General features: G+C 63.5%; 11 protein-coding genes. 3 read left to right on the top strand and 8 right to left on the bottom strand.

From position 1 onward, the window contains the following. Positions 1 to 83 precede the first annotated feature (83 nt). The gene (locus tag ABVN20_RS22655; RefSeq protein WP_368557977.1) at positions 84 to 527 is read right to left on the bottom strand and encodes a CopD family copper resistance protein; all 444 of its coding nucleotides are present in this window, start codon (positions 525 to 527) and stop codon (positions 84 to 86) included. A gap of 160 nt (positions 528 to 687) precedes the next feature. Between ABVN20_RS22655 and ABVN20_RS22650 the strand changes: the two genes are divergently transcribed. Beyond that, on the top strand, positions 688 to 900 hold the full coding sequence (locus ABVN20_RS22650) for a DUF6555 family protein (protein ID WP_368557976.1): 213 nt from the start codon (positions 688 to 690) through the stop codon (positions 898 to 900). An 84-nt stretch (positions 901 to 984) separates the two neighbouring features. On the opposite strand, the gene ABVN20_RS22645 is transcribed toward ABVN20_RS22650, so the two are convergent. Beyond that, entirely contained in the window at positions 985 to 1,182 is a 198-nt protein-coding gene (locus ABVN20_RS22645; RefSeq protein WP_368557975.1) for a YbdD/YjiX family protein, read from the bottom strand. 14 nt (positions 1,183 to 1,196) lie between these two features. Further along, positions 1,197 to 3,254 (bottom strand): carbon starvation CstA family protein, encoded by a 2,058-nt coding sequence (locus ABVN20_RS22640; RefSeq protein ID WP_368557974.1) that lies wholly within the window; start codon positions 3,252 to 3,254, stop codon positions 1,197 to 1,199. 482 nt (positions 3,255 to 3,736) lie between these two features. Here ABVN20_RS22640 and ABVN20_RS22635 point away from each other — a divergent pair, with 482 nt between their 5' ends. Beyond that, on the top strand, positions 3,737 to 5,098 hold the full coding sequence (locus ABVN20_RS22635; protein ID WP_368557973.1) for a cache domain-containing protein: 1,362 nt from the start codon (positions 3,737 to 3,739) through the stop codon (positions 5,096 to 5,098). A gap of 27 nt (positions 5,099 to 5,125) precedes the next feature. Beyond that, a complete protein-coding gene (locus ABVN20_RS22630; RefSeq protein WP_368557972.1) occupies positions 5,126 to 5,758 on the top strand; it encodes a response regulator in 633 nt (210 codons plus the stop codon). A gap of 21 nt (positions 5,759 to 5,779) precedes the next feature. On the opposite strand, the gene nirD is transcribed toward ABVN20_RS22630, so the two are convergent. From nirD to ABVN20_RS22605, 5 genes are all read right to left on the bottom strand, one after another. Further along, positions 5,780 to 6,148 (bottom strand): nitrite reductase small subunit NirD, encoded by a 369-nt coding sequence (gene nirD, locus ABVN20_RS22625; protein WP_368557971.1) that lies wholly within the window; start codon positions 6,146 to 6,148, stop codon positions 5,780 to 5,782. Then, on the bottom strand, positions 6,148 to 8,709 hold the full coding sequence (nirB, locus tag ABVN20_RS22620; RefSeq protein ID WP_368557970.1) for a nitrite reductase large subunit NirB: 2,562 nt from the start codon (positions 8,707 to 8,709) through the stop codon (positions 6,148 to 6,150). Before nirB ends, nirD begins: the two co-directional genes overlap by 1 nt. Before the next feature lie 346 nt (positions 8,710 to 9,055). Next, positions 9,056 to 10,216 (bottom strand): DUF1624 domain-containing protein, encoded by a 1,161-nt coding sequence (locus ABVN20_RS22615; protein ID WP_368557969.1) that lies wholly within the window; start codon positions 10,214 to 10,216, stop codon positions 9,056 to 9,058. A gap of 351 nt (positions 10,217 to 10,567) precedes the next feature. After that, the gene (locus ABVN20_RS22610; RefSeq protein WP_368557968.1) at positions 10,568 to 11,479 is read right to left on the bottom strand and encodes a hypothetical protein; all 912 of its coding nucleotides are present in this window, start codon (positions 11,477 to 11,479) and stop codon (positions 10,568 to 10,570) included. A gap of 213 nt (positions 11,480 to 11,692) precedes the next feature. Continuing rightward, positions 11,693 to 14,716, bottom strand: a complete 3,024-nt coding sequence (locus ABVN20_RS22605; RefSeq protein WP_368557967.1) for an FAD-binding and (Fe-S)-binding domain-containing protein — start codon at positions 14,714 to 14,716, stop codon at positions 11,693 to 11,695. Positions 14,717 to 14,762 lie beyond the last annotated feature (46 nt).

Here is a 14,762-nt window from a genome sequence, read left to right as displayed (position 1 = left end):
CCTGCAGTTTCCGGGATTGTCGAACAACGCTCCTTGACTTGTATCAAGCTGCAAGCCACGTATTTCAAGGAGCGGACGGCCGGTCACCAGGTCAGGTAGAACATGGCCTTGGCCAGTATCACGATGGCCACCATGTGGCAAAACACGCTGGTGTGGATGAAATGCACGTAGCGAGCGTTCATGCGCCCGGTCTTGAACAGCAGCATGGCCATCAGGAAGTGCCCGAGCACACTGACGGCGGCGAGGATTTTCAGCATCAGCAAGGTGCCGAACGACGACGCCAGCGGCGAGGCCAGTACCGGCAGGTAACGCAACCAGACCATGCCGATACCTGCGCCGAACAGCACCAGGAGCACCCACGGCATCAACTGCCGGGCCCGGCGAGCCACGCCCTCCTCGACCAGCAGCATGACCTTGGCCGGCAGCTTCTTACGGATGCTTTCCAGGAACAGCACTTCGAAAAACACAGTGCCGATGAAAATCAGCGCGGCGAACAGATGCAAGGTGAGCAACAGCGGATAGAGCATGGTGTTCTGGCACTCGGGTCGGGCCTGGGTCCAGCATAACTAGCCTCGCGACGGCGCGGGTTGATGCCAATCAAGAAAGCGCCATGGCCGGGCCTGCAAATAAACTGAACTGGCACCACGCCACCTCGGTCGGAATCGCACCCCACCGGAGAATGGGCCTATGCGTGCACGGCACTTTGAAATCAGCTACTGCCTGAACGATTCACGGCGACTGTTCGTCCAGCCGGATTCGCACATGACCGATGACGACGCGTGGTACTACGCGTGCCTGCATGCGGATGTGGGGGTGTGGCATGGGGTAGACGGCGCGCTGCTGCGCGAGCAGGCGTGCAGGGCCGGGGTGACCAAGGTCAGATGGGAGGAGTTGCCGTAAATGCTGCCGATCTGTGTTGCAGCTGTGGGAGCGAGCAGGCTCGCTCCCACAGTTTTTTCTTTACAACATGACCCGCTCAGCGGCTCAACAACACTTCGGCCCCGCCTTGCCACCGTAACGGGCTTCCTGGCGTTCGCGGAAGAACACTTCGTAGCTCATCACCGGCAGGTCCGGGTGTTTGTTCTGCATGTGCTCGACGTAGGTGTCGTAGTCGGGCATGCCGACCATCAGGCGGGCGGCCTGCCCCAGGTATTTGCCCAGGCGACTCAGGTCATTGAACATGCTGCACTCCTCGATTACGCGTCCGGTATGGCCTGGAACGGTGCTTCTTTATCCGTACGTTCCTTGCTGCCCCAGGCGGCGACACCGACCTTGAGGGCGAAGAACAGGATGCTGAACACCACGAACAGGAACAGCACAGTCAGCGTCGCGTTGGTGTAGGCGTTGTAGATCACGTGCTGCATCTGTTCGATGCTCTTGGCCGGAGCCAGCACCTGACCGTTGGCCAGCGCGTCGCTGTATTTCTTCGCCAGCGACAGGAAGCCGATCGCCGGGTTGGCGTCGAACAGTTTGATGAAGCCGGCGGTGGTGGTGCAGATCAGCAGCCAGATCGCTGGCAGCAGAGTCACCCACACATAACGCTGGCGCTTCATCTTGATCAGCACCACGGTACCGAGCATCAGGGCGATACCGGCCAGCATCTGGTTGGAGATGCCGAACAGCGGCCACAGGGTGTTGATGCCACCCAGCGGGTCGATCACGCCCTGGTACAGCAGGTAGCCCCACATCGCCACGCAGCCGGCGGTGGCGATCAGGTTGGCGGTCCAGGATTCGGTGCGTTTCATCGCCGGCACGAAGGAACCTAGCAGGTCCTGCAGCATGAAACGCCCGGCACGGGTACCGGCGTCGACCGCGGTCAGGATGAACAGTGCTTCGAACAGGATCGCAAAGTGGTACCAGAACGCCATGGTGTTTTCACCCGGCAGGACGTGGTGCAGGATCTGTGCGATACCGACCGCCAGGGTCGGCGCACCGCCGGCACGGGCCAGGATGGTGGTTTCACCGATGTCCTTGGCCACCGCTTGCAGCGCTTCCGGGGTGATGGTGAAGCCCCAGCTGCTGACGGTTTGCGCCACGGAAACGGCGTCGGCACCGACCACGGCAGCCGGGCTGTTCATGGCGAAGTACACACCAGGCTCGATCACCGAAGCGGCGACCATGGCCATGATGGCAACGAAGGATTCCATCAGCATGCCGCCGTAACCGATGTAGCGGGCATGGCTTTCATTGGCCAGCAGCTTGGGCGTGGTGCCCGAAGAGATCAGCGCGTGGAAACCGGACACTGCACCGCAGGCGATGGTGATGAACAGGAACGGGAACAGACCGCCCTTCCACACCGGGCCAGTGCCGTCGACGAACTGGGTCAGTGCCGGCATTTTCAGCTCGGGCATGGTGATCAGGATGCCGATCGCCAGGGCGACGATGGTACCGATCTTGAGGAAGGTGGAGAGGTAGTCACGTGGTGCCAGGATCAGCCATACCGGCAGCACCGCGGCAACGAAACCGTAGCCGATCAGCATCCAGGTGATCTGGATACCGGTGAAGGTGAAGGCCTTGGCCCAGACCGGGTCGGCGGCGATCTGCCCGCCCAGCCAGATGGAACCGAGCAGCAACAGCACGCCGATCACCGAGATTTCGCCGATGCGACCCGGGCGGATGTAGCGCATGTAAATGCCCATGAACATCGCGATCGGGATGGTCGCCATCACGGTGAAGATGCCCCACGGGCTCTCGGCCAGGGCCTTGACCACGATCAGCGCCAGCACCGCGAGGATGATGATCATGATCAGGAAGCAGCCGAACAGCGCGATGGTGCCAGGGATGCGGCCCATTTCCTCACGGACCATGTCGCCCAGCGAACGCCCGTTGCGACGGGTGGAGAGGAACAGGACCATGAAATCCTGTACCGCACCGGCCAGTACCACGCCGGCGATCAGCCACAGGGTGCCGGGCAGGTAGCCCATCTGCGCGGCCAGGACTGGACCGACCAGAGGGCCGGCGCCTGCGATGGCGGCGAAGTGGTGACCGAAGAGTACGTGTTTGTTGGTCGGAACGAAGTCCAGGCCATCATTGTTGAGCACGGCGGGCGTGGCTCGATTGGGGTCCAGTTGCATCACTTTGTTGGCGATGAACAGGCTGTAGTAGCGGTAGGCAACGAGATAGATGGCGACGGCCGCGACTACGATCCAGAGGGCGTTGATCGCTTCGCCGCGGCGCAGGGCCACGACACTCAGCGCGAACGCTCCCAGAACAGCCACGGCAAACCAGGCGAGGTGTTTAGCCAGACGGGGCATAGCGTGTCTCCTGCCGACAGCTTGTGACTGCGGCGGTAATTTTTATAATTGTGTCCGCGGTGCGGAGCTGGCCCAATATCTGCGCATGGCGTCTACAAATAAATCCGCGTAACTACGTACGTGGCGTCTACGTAGTTCTACGTAGACACGGCATCCTCCTTATCTGTGGGAGCGAGCCTGCTCGCGATTGCGGTATCCCATCCGACATTGATGGTGACTGACACGGCCTCATCGCGAGCAGGCTCGCTCCCACAGGTTTTTGGGTATGGCAGGCACAGACCACCACCCGTCATTCCGCCCGGTAGCGCTACTCCACGGGCGTATCTTTGGCCTATGATGCCGCCCGATTCCTGTAGGAGCGAGCTTGCTCGCGATGAGGCCGTGTCAGTCAACATCGCGGCGGCTGACACGCCGCTATCGTCGGAACGCCGCCCGGAGCAAGCTCGCTCCTACAGGGGGAGCACAATCGCGCAGGAGTCTCCATGCAGCTCAAACACAAAATCGTCGCGCTCGGGATTCTGCCGCTGGTGTTGGCGATTGCGGTCATCTGCGCGTTGGTGATTTCGCTCAATCGCCAGTTGGGCGACCAGCAGGCGCAGTTGATCGAAGACAGCATCCTGGCCAGCAAGCGCGCGGAGCTGAAAAACTACGTGGAAATGGCCCAGAGCCTGATCGCCCCGCTCTACGACGAAGGCCGCGGCGATGCGCAGGCCCAACAACAGGTGCTGGAAGAGCTGCGCAAGCTCAGTTTCGGCATCAACGGCTATTTCTTCGTCTACGACCACGAGGGCCGCAGCCTGATGCATGCGCGGCAATCGGAGCTGGTCGGCCAGTACCTGTGGGACATGAAGGACCCCCACGGCCTGCCCGTGATCCAGGCCCTGTTGCAGAGCGCGCAATCGGGCGAAGGCTTCCAGCGGTATGCCTGGAACAAGCCCTCCTCCGGCCAGGTCACCGACAAGCTGGCCTACGTGGTGATGCTCGACCGCTGGGGCTGGATGCTCGGCACCGGCATCTACCTGGAAGACGTCGAGCGCGCCACCCAGCAGGCCCGTGACGAGGTCGCCCAGGGCATTCGCAAGACCATGCTGGCGATTGCCGCCGTCGCGCTGGTGGCGGTGCTGTTCGTGTTTGCCAGCGGCATGACCCTCAACGTCAGCGAACACCGGCTGGCGGACAAGAAGCTGCAACGCCTGACCCAGCGCATCGTCAGCCTCCAGGAAGAAGAACGCTCGCGGGTGTCCCGGGAGCTGCATGACGGCATCAGCCAGGTGCTGGTGTCGATCAAGTTCCAGTTCGAGCTGGCCGGGCTGGTGCTGGAAAAAGGCCAGGACCGTGGCCTGGGCATTCTCAAGGAGGCCACCGAGCGCCTCGGCGAAGCGATTGGCGAGGTGCGCAGCCTGTCCCACGATTTGCGCTCTTCCCTGCTCGACACCCTCGGCCTGTCCGCCGCCATCGGCCAACTGGCCGAGGAATTCGGCCAGCGCAGCGGCCTGACCGTGACCTACGACGACAACGAATTCGACTGCCACCTGGTGGATGGCGCGGCCGTGGCGCTGTTTCGCATCGTCCAGGAAGGCCTGACCAACATCGAACGCCATGCCCAGGCGAAAAATGTCTCCATCAACCTGCATGGCACGGCGCAGTCGATCCGCCTGACGGTGGTCGATGACGGTGTCGGTTTCAACGTCGCCCAGGTCGAGCGCTTGCATGCCGGGATCGGCCTGCGCAACATCCGTGAACGCGTCGAGCATTTCGGCGGGCGCCTCGACCTGACTTCGATGCCGGGAAGAAGCGAGCTGGACGTGGTGCTGCCGATGAAAATGCCCGGCGCCAAACGCTGACCTGACCCCAAGAGAGAGAAGCCCGTGATGAACCTGCCCTCCCCGATCCGCGTCGCCCTGGTCGACGATCACTCGCTGGTGCGCGACGGCATCAAGGCGCTGCTGTCCGTCATGGCCCAGCTGGAGGTGGTCGGTGAAGCCGAGAACGGCGCCGAGGCCATTGAGATGGTCGGGCGCTGCCAGCCGGACCTGCTGCTGGTGGACATCAGCCTCAAGGACATCAACGGCCTGGAACTGACCCGCCTGCTGCGCAGCCAGTACCCGGCGCTGAAAGTGCTGGTGCTGAGCATGTACGACAATTACGAGTACGTCAGCGAATCGGTGCGCTCGGGAGCCAGCGGCTACGTACTGAAAAACGCCCCGTCACGGGAAATCATCGCCGCCATCGAAGCGATTGCCAGCGGCGGCACCTTCTACAGCGCCGAGATCGCCCAGCGCCTGATCGCCGACAAGAGCAGCGACAACGAGCTGACCCCACGGGAAAGCCAGGTGCTGTACAAGATGGCCCAGGGCATGAACAACAAGGAAATGGCCCGCGACCTCGACATCAGCGTGCGCACCGTGGAAACCCACCGCCTGAGCATCCGCCGCAAGCTCAACATCGACAAGCCGGCGGCGCTGGTCAAGTACGCCATTGATCACGGGATCATTTCCCGCTGAGCCCTGCCCTGGCTTTCAGCGTCAGTAAACGCCGACCTCGACCGCATCGCCGTTCAAGCGCACAGGCCAAACCCGCAGGCGCTGTTGCGGGTACTCCAGGCAACTGCCATCTTCCAGGCGGAAATGCTGCTTGTAGATCGGCGACGCCACCACCAGGTCGCCCTTGATGCTGCCGACCAGGCCACGGCCGATCACGTTGGCCCCGGATTGCGGGTCGTGGTTGTCGATGGCGTAGAGGGTCTTGCCCTCGGCGCCCGGCAGGTAGAACAGCGCCACCTGAGCGCCGTCCAGCCACACCACCACACCGGAGTTGCTGACCAGGTCCTGTTGCCCGCACACGGTTTTCCAAGTGTCGAGCGCTTGCACGCGTTGGGTATTGAAGTGGCTCATCAGGCTGTCTCCTCGGTGACCGGGATAAGGTTGAGTTCGGCGGCCATAATCGGGCGCCGCTGACCGCGTTCCTGGACGAAATGGATGTCCGGGTCCGCGCGTTTGTCGTTGACGAAGGTACGGAAGCGCTTGAGTTTTTCCGGGTCTTGCAGGGCGTTGGCCCACTCGCACTCGTAGCGGTCCACCACCAGTTGCATCTGCGCTTCGAGTTCGGCGCCCAGCCCCAGGCTGTCGTCGATGATCACGTCCTTGAGGTAATCCAGGCCGCCCTCCAGGCTTTCGCGCCACACCGAGGTGCGTTGCAGCTTGTCGGCGGTGCGGATGTAGAACATCAGGAAGCGGTCGATGTAGCGGATCAGGGTGGCGTCGTCCAGGTCGGTGGCAAACAGCTCCGCGTGACGGGGGCGCATGCCGCCGTTGCCAGCGATGTACAGGTTCCAGCCCTTCTCGGTGGCGATCACGCCGACGTCCTTGCTCTGCGCCTCGGCGCATTCGCGGGTGCAGCCGGACACCGCGAACTTGAGCTTGTGCGGCGAGCGCAGGCCCTTGTAGCGGTCCTCGAGGGTCAGGGCCATTTGCACGCTGTCCTGCACGCCGTAACGGCACCAGGTACTGCCGACGCAGGATTTGACCGTGCGGGTCGACTTGCCATAGGCGTGCCCGGTTTCGAAACCGGCGTCGATCAGCTCGGCCCAGATGTCCGGCAACTCGTGCAGTTGCGCGCCGAACAGGTCGATGCGCTGCCCGCCGGTGATCTTGGTGTAGAGGTCGTATTTTTTCGCCACCACGCCGATGGCGATCAACTTGTCGGCGGTGATTTCGCCACCGGGAATGCGCGGCACCACCGAATAGGTACCGTTTTTCTGCATGTTGGCCATGAAGGTGTCGTTGGTGTCCTGCAACGGCACCAGGGACGCGTCCATGATCGGCTGGTTCCAGCAGGACGCGAGGATCGAACCCACGGCCGGTTTGCAGATGTCGCAGCCGACGTGGCCACGGCCATGTTTGGCCAGCAGCTCTTCGAAGCTGATCACACCTTCGACCCGCACCAGCGCGTACAACTCCTGACGGGTGTAGGCGAAGTGTTCGCACAGGCTCTTGTCGACACTGACGCCGCGCGCGGTCAGCTCATGTTCGAAGACCTGCTTGAGCAGGCCGGCGCAACCGCCGCAGCCGGTGCAGGCCTTGGTCTGCGCCTTGAGCAGGCCCAGATCGGTGCAACCACCGTCGATGGCCGAGCAGATCGAGCCCTTGGTGACGTTGTGGCACGAGCAGATGGTCGCCGATTCCGGCAGTGCACCGGGGCCCAGGGTCGGAGCGCCTTCGGAGGTGGGCAGGATCAGACCGGCCGGCTCCGCTGGCAAGGCAATCGCGTTCTGGGCGTATTGCAGCAAGGTGTCGTAATAGCTGTTGTCACCGACCAGCACCGCGCCGATCACGTATTTGCCCGAAGCGTCCACCACTAGCCGGCGATAGCTGGCGCTGGTTTCGTCGATGAACTGGAAGCTGCGCGAACCCGGTGTGTTGCCCTGGGCGTCGCCGATGGAACCCACGTCCACACCCAGCAACTTGAGCTTGGTGGACATGTCGGCGCCCATGAAGGGTTCTGCCACCTCGTTGCACAGTTGCGCGGCAACATTGCGCGCCATCTGGTAACCCGGCGCGACCAGGCCGAACAGGCTGCCATTCCACGAAGCGCACTCGCCGATGGCGTAGATGTGCGGGTCGCTGCTCAGGCAATGGTTGTCGATCACCGCGCCGCCGCGGGGGCCGATCTCCAGCGCGCATTGGCGGGCCAGCGCATCCTGGGCGCGAATGCCCGCGGAGAACACGATCAGGTCGGTTTCGAGGAATTCGTCGTTGGCGAAATTCATCCGGTAGCGGTAGTCCTCGCCAGCGCTGATCGACTGCGTGGCGCGGGACAGGTGCACGCCGACGCCCAGCCGCTCGATCTGCGCCTTGAGCGCCAGGCCGCCCATGTCGTCCAGTTGCACCGGCATCAGGCGCGGGGCGAATTCCACCACGTGAGCTTCCAGGCCCAGGCTCTTCAGGGCGTTGGCTGCCTCCAGGCCCAGCAGGCCACCGCCGACCACCACACCGCGACGGGCATTGGCCGCCGCCGCGCGGATGGCATCGAGGTCTTCCAGGGTGCGATACACCAGGCGCGAATCGCCCTCGGCGCCCTCCACCGGCGGCACGAACGGATAGGAGCCGGTGGCCAGGATCAGTTTGTCGTAGGCGGTGCTGCCCTGGGCGGTGATGACCCGGCGTGCGGCGCGGTCGATTTCCACCACCGGCACGCCCAGGTGCAGGGTGACGCCGGGCGTCTGGTACAACGCTGCATCGCCCAGGGCCAGGGATTCGGCGTCGCGGCCGGTGAAGTACTCCGACAGGTGCACGCGGTCGTAGGCGCGCATCGGCTCTTCGCTGAAGACGTGGATGCGGTACTGCGCAAGCGCGCCCTTCTCGATCAACTGCTCGACGCAATGATGGCCCACCATGCCATTGCCGATCACGATCAGCGTTTGCAATTTGTTCAACGCGGCAACATTGGAGTTCATAAGGTGCACCTGGCTAATACGGTTCAAAAAGCAAAAAAAAACGCCTGAAACCTTGCGGTTCCAGGCGTCTTTGCCTGTTCTTTTGCGGTGTTGAGCCCAGACAGCTATGCCTGATCCACCGATGTTGCCCACGTTTCGATCGTCGTTGACCGGGCGGGCTGCCCACTCGATTGCGTTTGTGGTGGGCCTGACAGGTGTGTTGCAGTGTTTGTGCCAGAATGCGCCGGGCTTGCGCTGACGCCCGGTTTTACGGGGCTTTGCGCATCTCGCCAGCGCTGGGTGCCCTGCTGGCGATTGCCTTGGCTTAGTGCACCAGAGGGTGACACGGCTTTATAAAAGTGCACGCTCAGAGGTATTTCAGCCAGGCGATGTCCCGGCGGCGTGCCTTCAGCGCAGCGAACGCCTTGACCGGCCGATACAGGGCGACGGCCAACACCAACGACGCCAGCCACACCGCGCCGATCGAGCTGAAACCGAACCAGTTGCCCTGGTTGAGGCCGAACAGCGCCACCGCGATCAGGTACAACACCTTCAACGCGTACAGGTGCAGCAGGTAGAAGAACATCGGCGCCGAACCCAGCACGGCCAGCGGTCGCAGCCATGGGCGCTGTTGCGCTCGCTCGAACCACAGGAGCAGCAGGCAGCCAAGGCTCAGGGTCAACGCCAGGAACAGCAGCGATGGCGGGTATTTGGTGATGTTGAAAAAGCTCATCAGGGTTTGCACCGACGACTCGCCGACGCTCCAGGGCTTTTCGCCGTAACCGTTGAGCAGGCGCAAGGCGAAGAAACCGGCAAGTCCGCCGAGGCCACCGATCAGCAAGGCGCGTTGGCGCACACTGGCGTCGGCGAGTTTGCCGAACCACGGGCCCATGGCGTAACCCAGGCCAATCACGCCGATCCACGGCAGCAGTGGGTAGGAAGTGCGCAGGCGCAGGCTTTCGGTGAGCTCAATCCAGCCGCGATCATGCAAAATCGCCCAAGGTATGTGCATGGCCGACTCAACAGGGAAATGCAGAGTGTCCAGCAGGTTGTGCCCGGCGATGATTGCCACGCTCAACAACAGCAGGACCCGGCGCGGCAACCAGACCAGCGCCGACAGCGCGATCATGCTCAGGCCGATGGCCCAGATCACTTGCAGGTAGATGACGGTCGGCGGCAACTGGAAGGTCCAGGCGAAGTTGACCAGGGTGAACTCGAGCACCACCAGAAACAGCCCGCGCTTGAACAGGAAACGGCTGACGTCGCCCTTGCCCGCGTATTTCTCGCCGTACAGCCAGGCTGACAGGCCGGTGAGCAGCACGAACACCGGAGCGCACAGATGGGCCAGGGTGCGGCTGAAGAACAGCGCGGGCTCGGTGGTGGCAACGTTCATGGGATCGCCGACCTGATGGTGCAGGAAGAAGGTTTCACGCACGTGGTCGAGCAGCATGAACAGGATCACCAGGCCTCTGAGGGCATCAATGCTCAGAAGCCGGGTGACGGTGGAACGTGGGGGGGCGAGGGTCATGGGGTATTCGCATTACAGGTACGGGGGGCGAGCACCTTATATTGTTACCCTATAACATCTCAAGCCCTTTTTCCCCATGCCCTTCTCACCCCTGAACCTGTACCTGTGGGAGCGAGCCTGCTCGCGATATTCGCCAACGATAACGCGCGATGCCTGACACCCCGTGGCGCCCTCGCGACCATCGCGAGCAGGCTCGCTCCCACAGAGGGCGGCGCGAATTTCTGTAGGAGCGAGCACGCTCGCGATGGACGTCAACGATAACGCTGGCTGTCTGATACCCCGCGGTGGTGCTGCCTCCATCGCGGGCATGCTCGCTCCTACAGGGGACCGGGCCGTTCACAGAATGTGTGTTTAGCCCAAATCCCTGTGAGTTCGGTGATAGGGTTCGATGAAGTGGCAGCCCAGGACATCGTTCAGGCGCTGGCCGTCGCTCATGCGGCGGAACAGACCGGGGGTTTGCCAGGGCGCATCACCGTCGATGTTTGGCGCGCCGAGCCCGGCGAGGACGTCGGCGATCAACACCGAGCGGGTTTCGAACGAGATGCGCGTCAGCCCGGTGCTGTTGCCGACGCCGGCATGGGCGTGCGCGCCGGAGAAGGCGATCAGGCTGCCCGGCTCGATTTGCACCGCGATCCCCTGTTGCGCATCAATCGCTTCCAGCAAATGCGGGATAGCCTCGTCGGCGTCCACCGTGTTGCGCCCAGCCTGGTGGGAGCGCTGAAGAATGGCGCGCATGTCGAAATCGGCGCTGGAATTGCGCAGCGCACGCTGCCAGAGGTCGGGGTAAATCGCGAACGTACGCCCTGCCGTGATCGGATAGATCGGCGCCCACCAGTTGACCTGCGCGTACAGGTTCGAGCCCCAGGTGTCACGGTGAAACGCGATGGTTGCCGTGGTGCGCGCCCGTGGAGCCAGCGCATCGGCTTCGCGGTGTGGCTGGAAGCGCAGGTGCAGGCGGTCGCAGGCCAAGGCCTGCGCGTCGAACCCCAGGCTTTCGATGACCGCGCGCCACAGCTCCTGCACCTCGCGGGAACCGGCAAAGGCGCCCTGGCATTTGGCGAACTGCACGGTCTGTTGTTCGTGGTTCAAATGGCGATGGATGTGGGTGGGCAACCAGGGGTGCAGCGCGTCTTCGAGCATGGCCCGGGTGTGCTCGACCAGGGCGACCATGGCCGGCGCCTCGTTGATGCGCAGGATTTCACCGGCGTAGAGACGGTCATGGAAGGGTCGAGCGGAGCCTGGGACAGCGAACGGGCTGTACATGCGCGAGGTTTCCCTGGAGAGATACCCCTCGACTTTAGAAGCGCGCCGGGCCTGGCGACAGTGGCAGGCCGGAGAAAAAAGTGCGGATCAGTAAATCTGCCGCGTACCTGTAGGAGCGAGCTTGCTCGCGATTGCGGTGGATCAGCCGACATCCATGTTGAATGTCACACCGCTATCGCGAGAAAGCTCGCTCCTACAGAGAAGGTGGTTCGGTTAGCCGCGTCCGCAATGCTCCAGCAACGCCTCCAGCGGATGGCGCAATTGCTTGTCTGCCTGGCGCTTGACCTGGCTGCGGCAGGAGTAGCCGGTGGCCAGGGCCTCGCCGGGCTTGTCCAGCTTGCCGGCCCAGGACTGCTCGAAGATGGTCCGCGAGGTTTCCTGATTGCGCGCTTCGTGGCCGTAGGTGCCGGACATGCCGCAGCAGCCCGTCGCTTCGCTGACCAGTTTCAGGCCGAGCTTGGCGAACACCGCCTGCCATTGGCCGGTGCTGGCCGGGGCGTTGGTTTTCTCGGTGCAGTGGGCCAGCAGGCGGAACGTCTGGCCATCAGGACGCGGGTTGTCCGGCAGCGCATCCAGCAGCCATTCCTGGGGCAGCAGCACTTTCGGGCAGCCTTCGAGCCCCGGCACTTTCTGGTATTCCTGGCGATAGACCAGGGTCATCGCCGGGTCCAGGCCCACCAGCGGCACGCCGCAATCGGCCAGCGCCTTGAGTTGATTGGCGTTGCGGATCGCCGCCTTGGCGAACGCCCCGAGGAAGCCCTGCACATGCAGCGGTTTGCCGTTGGCGCTGTACGGCGCCAGGAACACTCGGTAGCCCAGCTGATGGGCCAACTGGATGAAGTTGGCCAGCAACGGTGTTTCGAAGTAGCGGGTGAAGGCATCCTGCACCAGCACCACGCTGCGCTCGCGTTGCGCAGGTGTCAGTTCACGCAGGGCCGGCACGCTGGCCACCGCCACCTTGCAACGGGTCAACGTGTTCTGAAGGTCGAAGCGATGCAGCAGCGGGCTGTCGAGCATGCCGACGTGGCGCTCGAGCAGGCGGCTGATCCACTTCGAGCCCATCACCGCGTTGTACAACCCCGGCGCATAGGCCATGTAGGGAATGGTGAATTCCAGCGAGCCGATCAGGTAATCGCGCAGCGGGCGCTGATAACGACCGTGGTACAGCTCGAGGAAACGCGAGCGGAATTCCGGCACGTTGACCTTGATCGGGCACTGCCCGGCGCAGGATTTACAGGCCAGGCAGCCTGCCATCGCGTCGTAGACTTCATGGGAGAAGTCCGCCTCGCCACGGGAGCGCGCCAGGTTATTGCGCAAACGGGTCGGCAAACCGCTCAACCACGACACCTTGCTGCGTGCGGCGGCCAGTACGTCGATGTTGGCCGCGCCCTGCAAGCGCAACCACTCGCGGATCAGCGACGCCCTGCCCTTGGGTGAATGCTGGCGTTCGCGGGTGGCCTTCCACGACGGGCACATGGCGTCGTTGGGGTCGTAGTTGTAGCAGGCGCCATTGCCGTTGCAGTGCACGGCGCTGCCGAAGCTCTGCCAGACGCGCTCGTCGATTTGCCGGTCGAGGTCGCCACGCAGGGTCACCTCGTTGACCTTGAGCAGGCCCTGTTCGGCGTCCGGCGGCGTGCAGATCTTGCCGGGGTTGAGCTGGTTGTGCGGATCGAACGCGCCCTTGAGCGATTGCAGCGCCGGGTACAGCTCGCCGAAAAACGCCGGAACGTATTCCGAACGCAGGCCCTTGCCGTGCTCGCCCCACAGCAGGCCGCCGTAACGCTGAGTCAGCTCGGCGACGGCATCGGAGATCGGCTTGACCAGCGCCGCCTGGGCCGGGTCCTTCATGTCCAGCGCCGGACGTACGTGCAGCACCCCGGCGTCGACGTGGCCGAACATGCCATAGGCCAGGCCATGGCTGTCGAGCAAGGCGCGGAACTCGGCGATGTAGTCGGCGAGTTTCTCCGGCGGCACCGCGGTGTCTTCCACGAACGGCTGCGGACGCACCTCGCCCTCGACGTTACCCAGCAGCCCCACCGAACGCTTGCGCATGGTGTAGACGCGGGTCACCGCTTCGGCGCCCTCGGCCAGGGTGTGGCCCAGGCGCTCGATGGTCTGGTCGGCTTGCAGGTGTTCGACGAATGCCGCGACGTCGGCGTTGACCTGCGCCACGTCTTCGCCGCTGAACTCCACCAGGTTGATGCCCAGGGTCGCGCGCTCGGGGTCGCTGGGGAAATACTCGGCGACGCTGTGCCAGACGATGTCTTTCATCGCCAGCAGCAACACCTTGGAGTCCACGGTCTCAATGGACAGCGGCTTGTGCGCCAGCAAAGCGTTGGCGTCGCGCAGCGCGTCCATGAAGCTACTGTAGCGCACGTTGACCAGCACCGAATACTTGGGAATCGGCAGCACGTTGAGCTTGGCTTCGACGATGTAGCCCAGCGAGCCTTCGGCGCCGCACAGCACGCTGTTGAGGTTGAACCGGCCCTGCTCGTCGCGCAGGTGCGCCAGGTCGTAACCGGTCAGGCAGCGGTTGAGCTTGGGAAAGACCTTCTCGATCAGGTCGGCCTGGGTTTCCTGGATCTGCCGTGCGGTGCGGTACACCTCGCCGATGCGCCCTGGCTGCGCGCACGCCGCCTCCAACTCTGCCTCGCTCAGCGGCTGGCTGTGCAGGCGCTCACCACCGAGCAGCACGCTGTCGAGTTCCAGCACGTGATCGCGGGTCTTGCCGTAGGTGCAACTGCCCTGCCCGCTGGCGTCGGTGTTGATCATGCCGCCCACGGTGGCGCGGTTGGAAGTCGACAGCTCCGGGGCGAAAAACAGCCCGTGGGGCTTGAGCGCGGCGTTGAGCTGGTCCTTGACCACCCCGGCCTGGACCCGCACCCAGCGCTCTTCGACGTTGATTTCCAGTACGGTGTTCATGTGCCGCGACAGGTCGACGACGATGCCGTCGGTCAGCGACTGGCCATTGGTGCCGGTGCCGCCGCCCCGTGGTGTCAGCTTGATGTGCTTGAAGCGCGGCTCGGCCATCAGCGTGGCGATGCGCACGATGTCGTCGGCATCCAGCGGGAACACCGCCGCCTGCGGCAGGCGCTGGTAGATCGAGTTGTCCGTCGCCAGCACGGTGCGGGTGGCGTAGTCGGCGCTGAGCTGTCCGCGAAAGCCACTGGCTTGCAGGGCCTTGAGAAATTGCGGGTAATCCTGCGTGGGGGTCGCGGTCGTCAGCTGGGCGATCATGGCGGTGGTCTCTTCACGGAAATTTCATGATACTTGTCGCCTGAGC

Source organism: Pseudomonas sp. MYb118 (assembly GCF_040947875.1).
Taxonomy (GTDB): Bacteria; Pseudomonadota; Gammaproteobacteria; order Pseudomonadales; family Pseudomonadaceae; genus Aquipseudomonas.
This window is presented reverse-complemented; position numbering and strand designations above follow the sequence as displayed.

What these genes read in the sequence shown, in the direction of transcription:
- ABVN20_RS22655 (WP_368557977.1), bottom strand. Translation starts at nt 527, where the DNA reads ATGCTCTATCCGCTGTTGCTCACCTTGCATCTGTTCGCCGCGCTGATT.
- ABVN20_RS22650 (WP_368557976.1), top strand. Translation starts at nt 688, where the DNA reads ATGCGTGCACGGCACTTTGAAATCAGCTACTGCCTGAACGATTCACGG.
- ABVN20_RS22645 (WP_368557975.1), bottom strand. Translation starts at nt 1,182, where the DNA reads ATGTTCAATGACCTGAGTCGCCTGGGCAAATACCTGGGGCAGGCCGCC.
- ABVN20_RS22640 (WP_368557974.1), bottom strand. Translation starts at nt 3,254, where the DNA reads ATGCCCCGTCTGGCTAAACACCTCGCCTGGTTTGCCGTGGCTGTTCTG.
- ABVN20_RS22635 (WP_368557973.1), top strand. Translation starts at nt 3,737, where the DNA reads ATGCAGCTCAAACACAAAATCGTCGCGCTCGGGATTCTGCCGCTGGTG.
- ABVN20_RS22630 (WP_368557972.1), top strand. Translation starts at nt 5,126, where the DNA reads ATGAACCTGCCCTCCCCGATCCGCGTCGCCCTGGTCGACGATCACTCG.
- nirD (WP_368557971.1), bottom strand. Translation starts at nt 6,148, where the DNA reads ATGAGCCACTTCAATACCCAACGCGTGCAAGCGCTCGACACTTGGAAA.
- nirB (WP_368557970.1), bottom strand. Translation starts at nt 8,709, where the DNA reads ATGAACTCCAATGTTGCCGCGTTGAACAAATTGCAAACGCTGATCGTG.
- ABVN20_RS22615 (WP_368557969.1), bottom strand. Translation starts at nt 10,216, where the DNA reads ATGACCCTCGCCCCCCCACGTTCCACCGTCACCCGGCTTCTGAGCATT.
- ABVN20_RS22610 (WP_368557968.1), bottom strand. Translation starts at nt 11,479, where the DNA reads ATGTACAGCCCGTTCGCTGTCCCAGGCTCCGCTCGACCCTTCCATGAC.
- ABVN20_RS22605 (WP_368557967.1), bottom strand. Translation starts at nt 14,716, where the DNA reads ATGATCGCCCAGCTGACGACCGCGACCCCCACGCAGGATTACCCGCAA.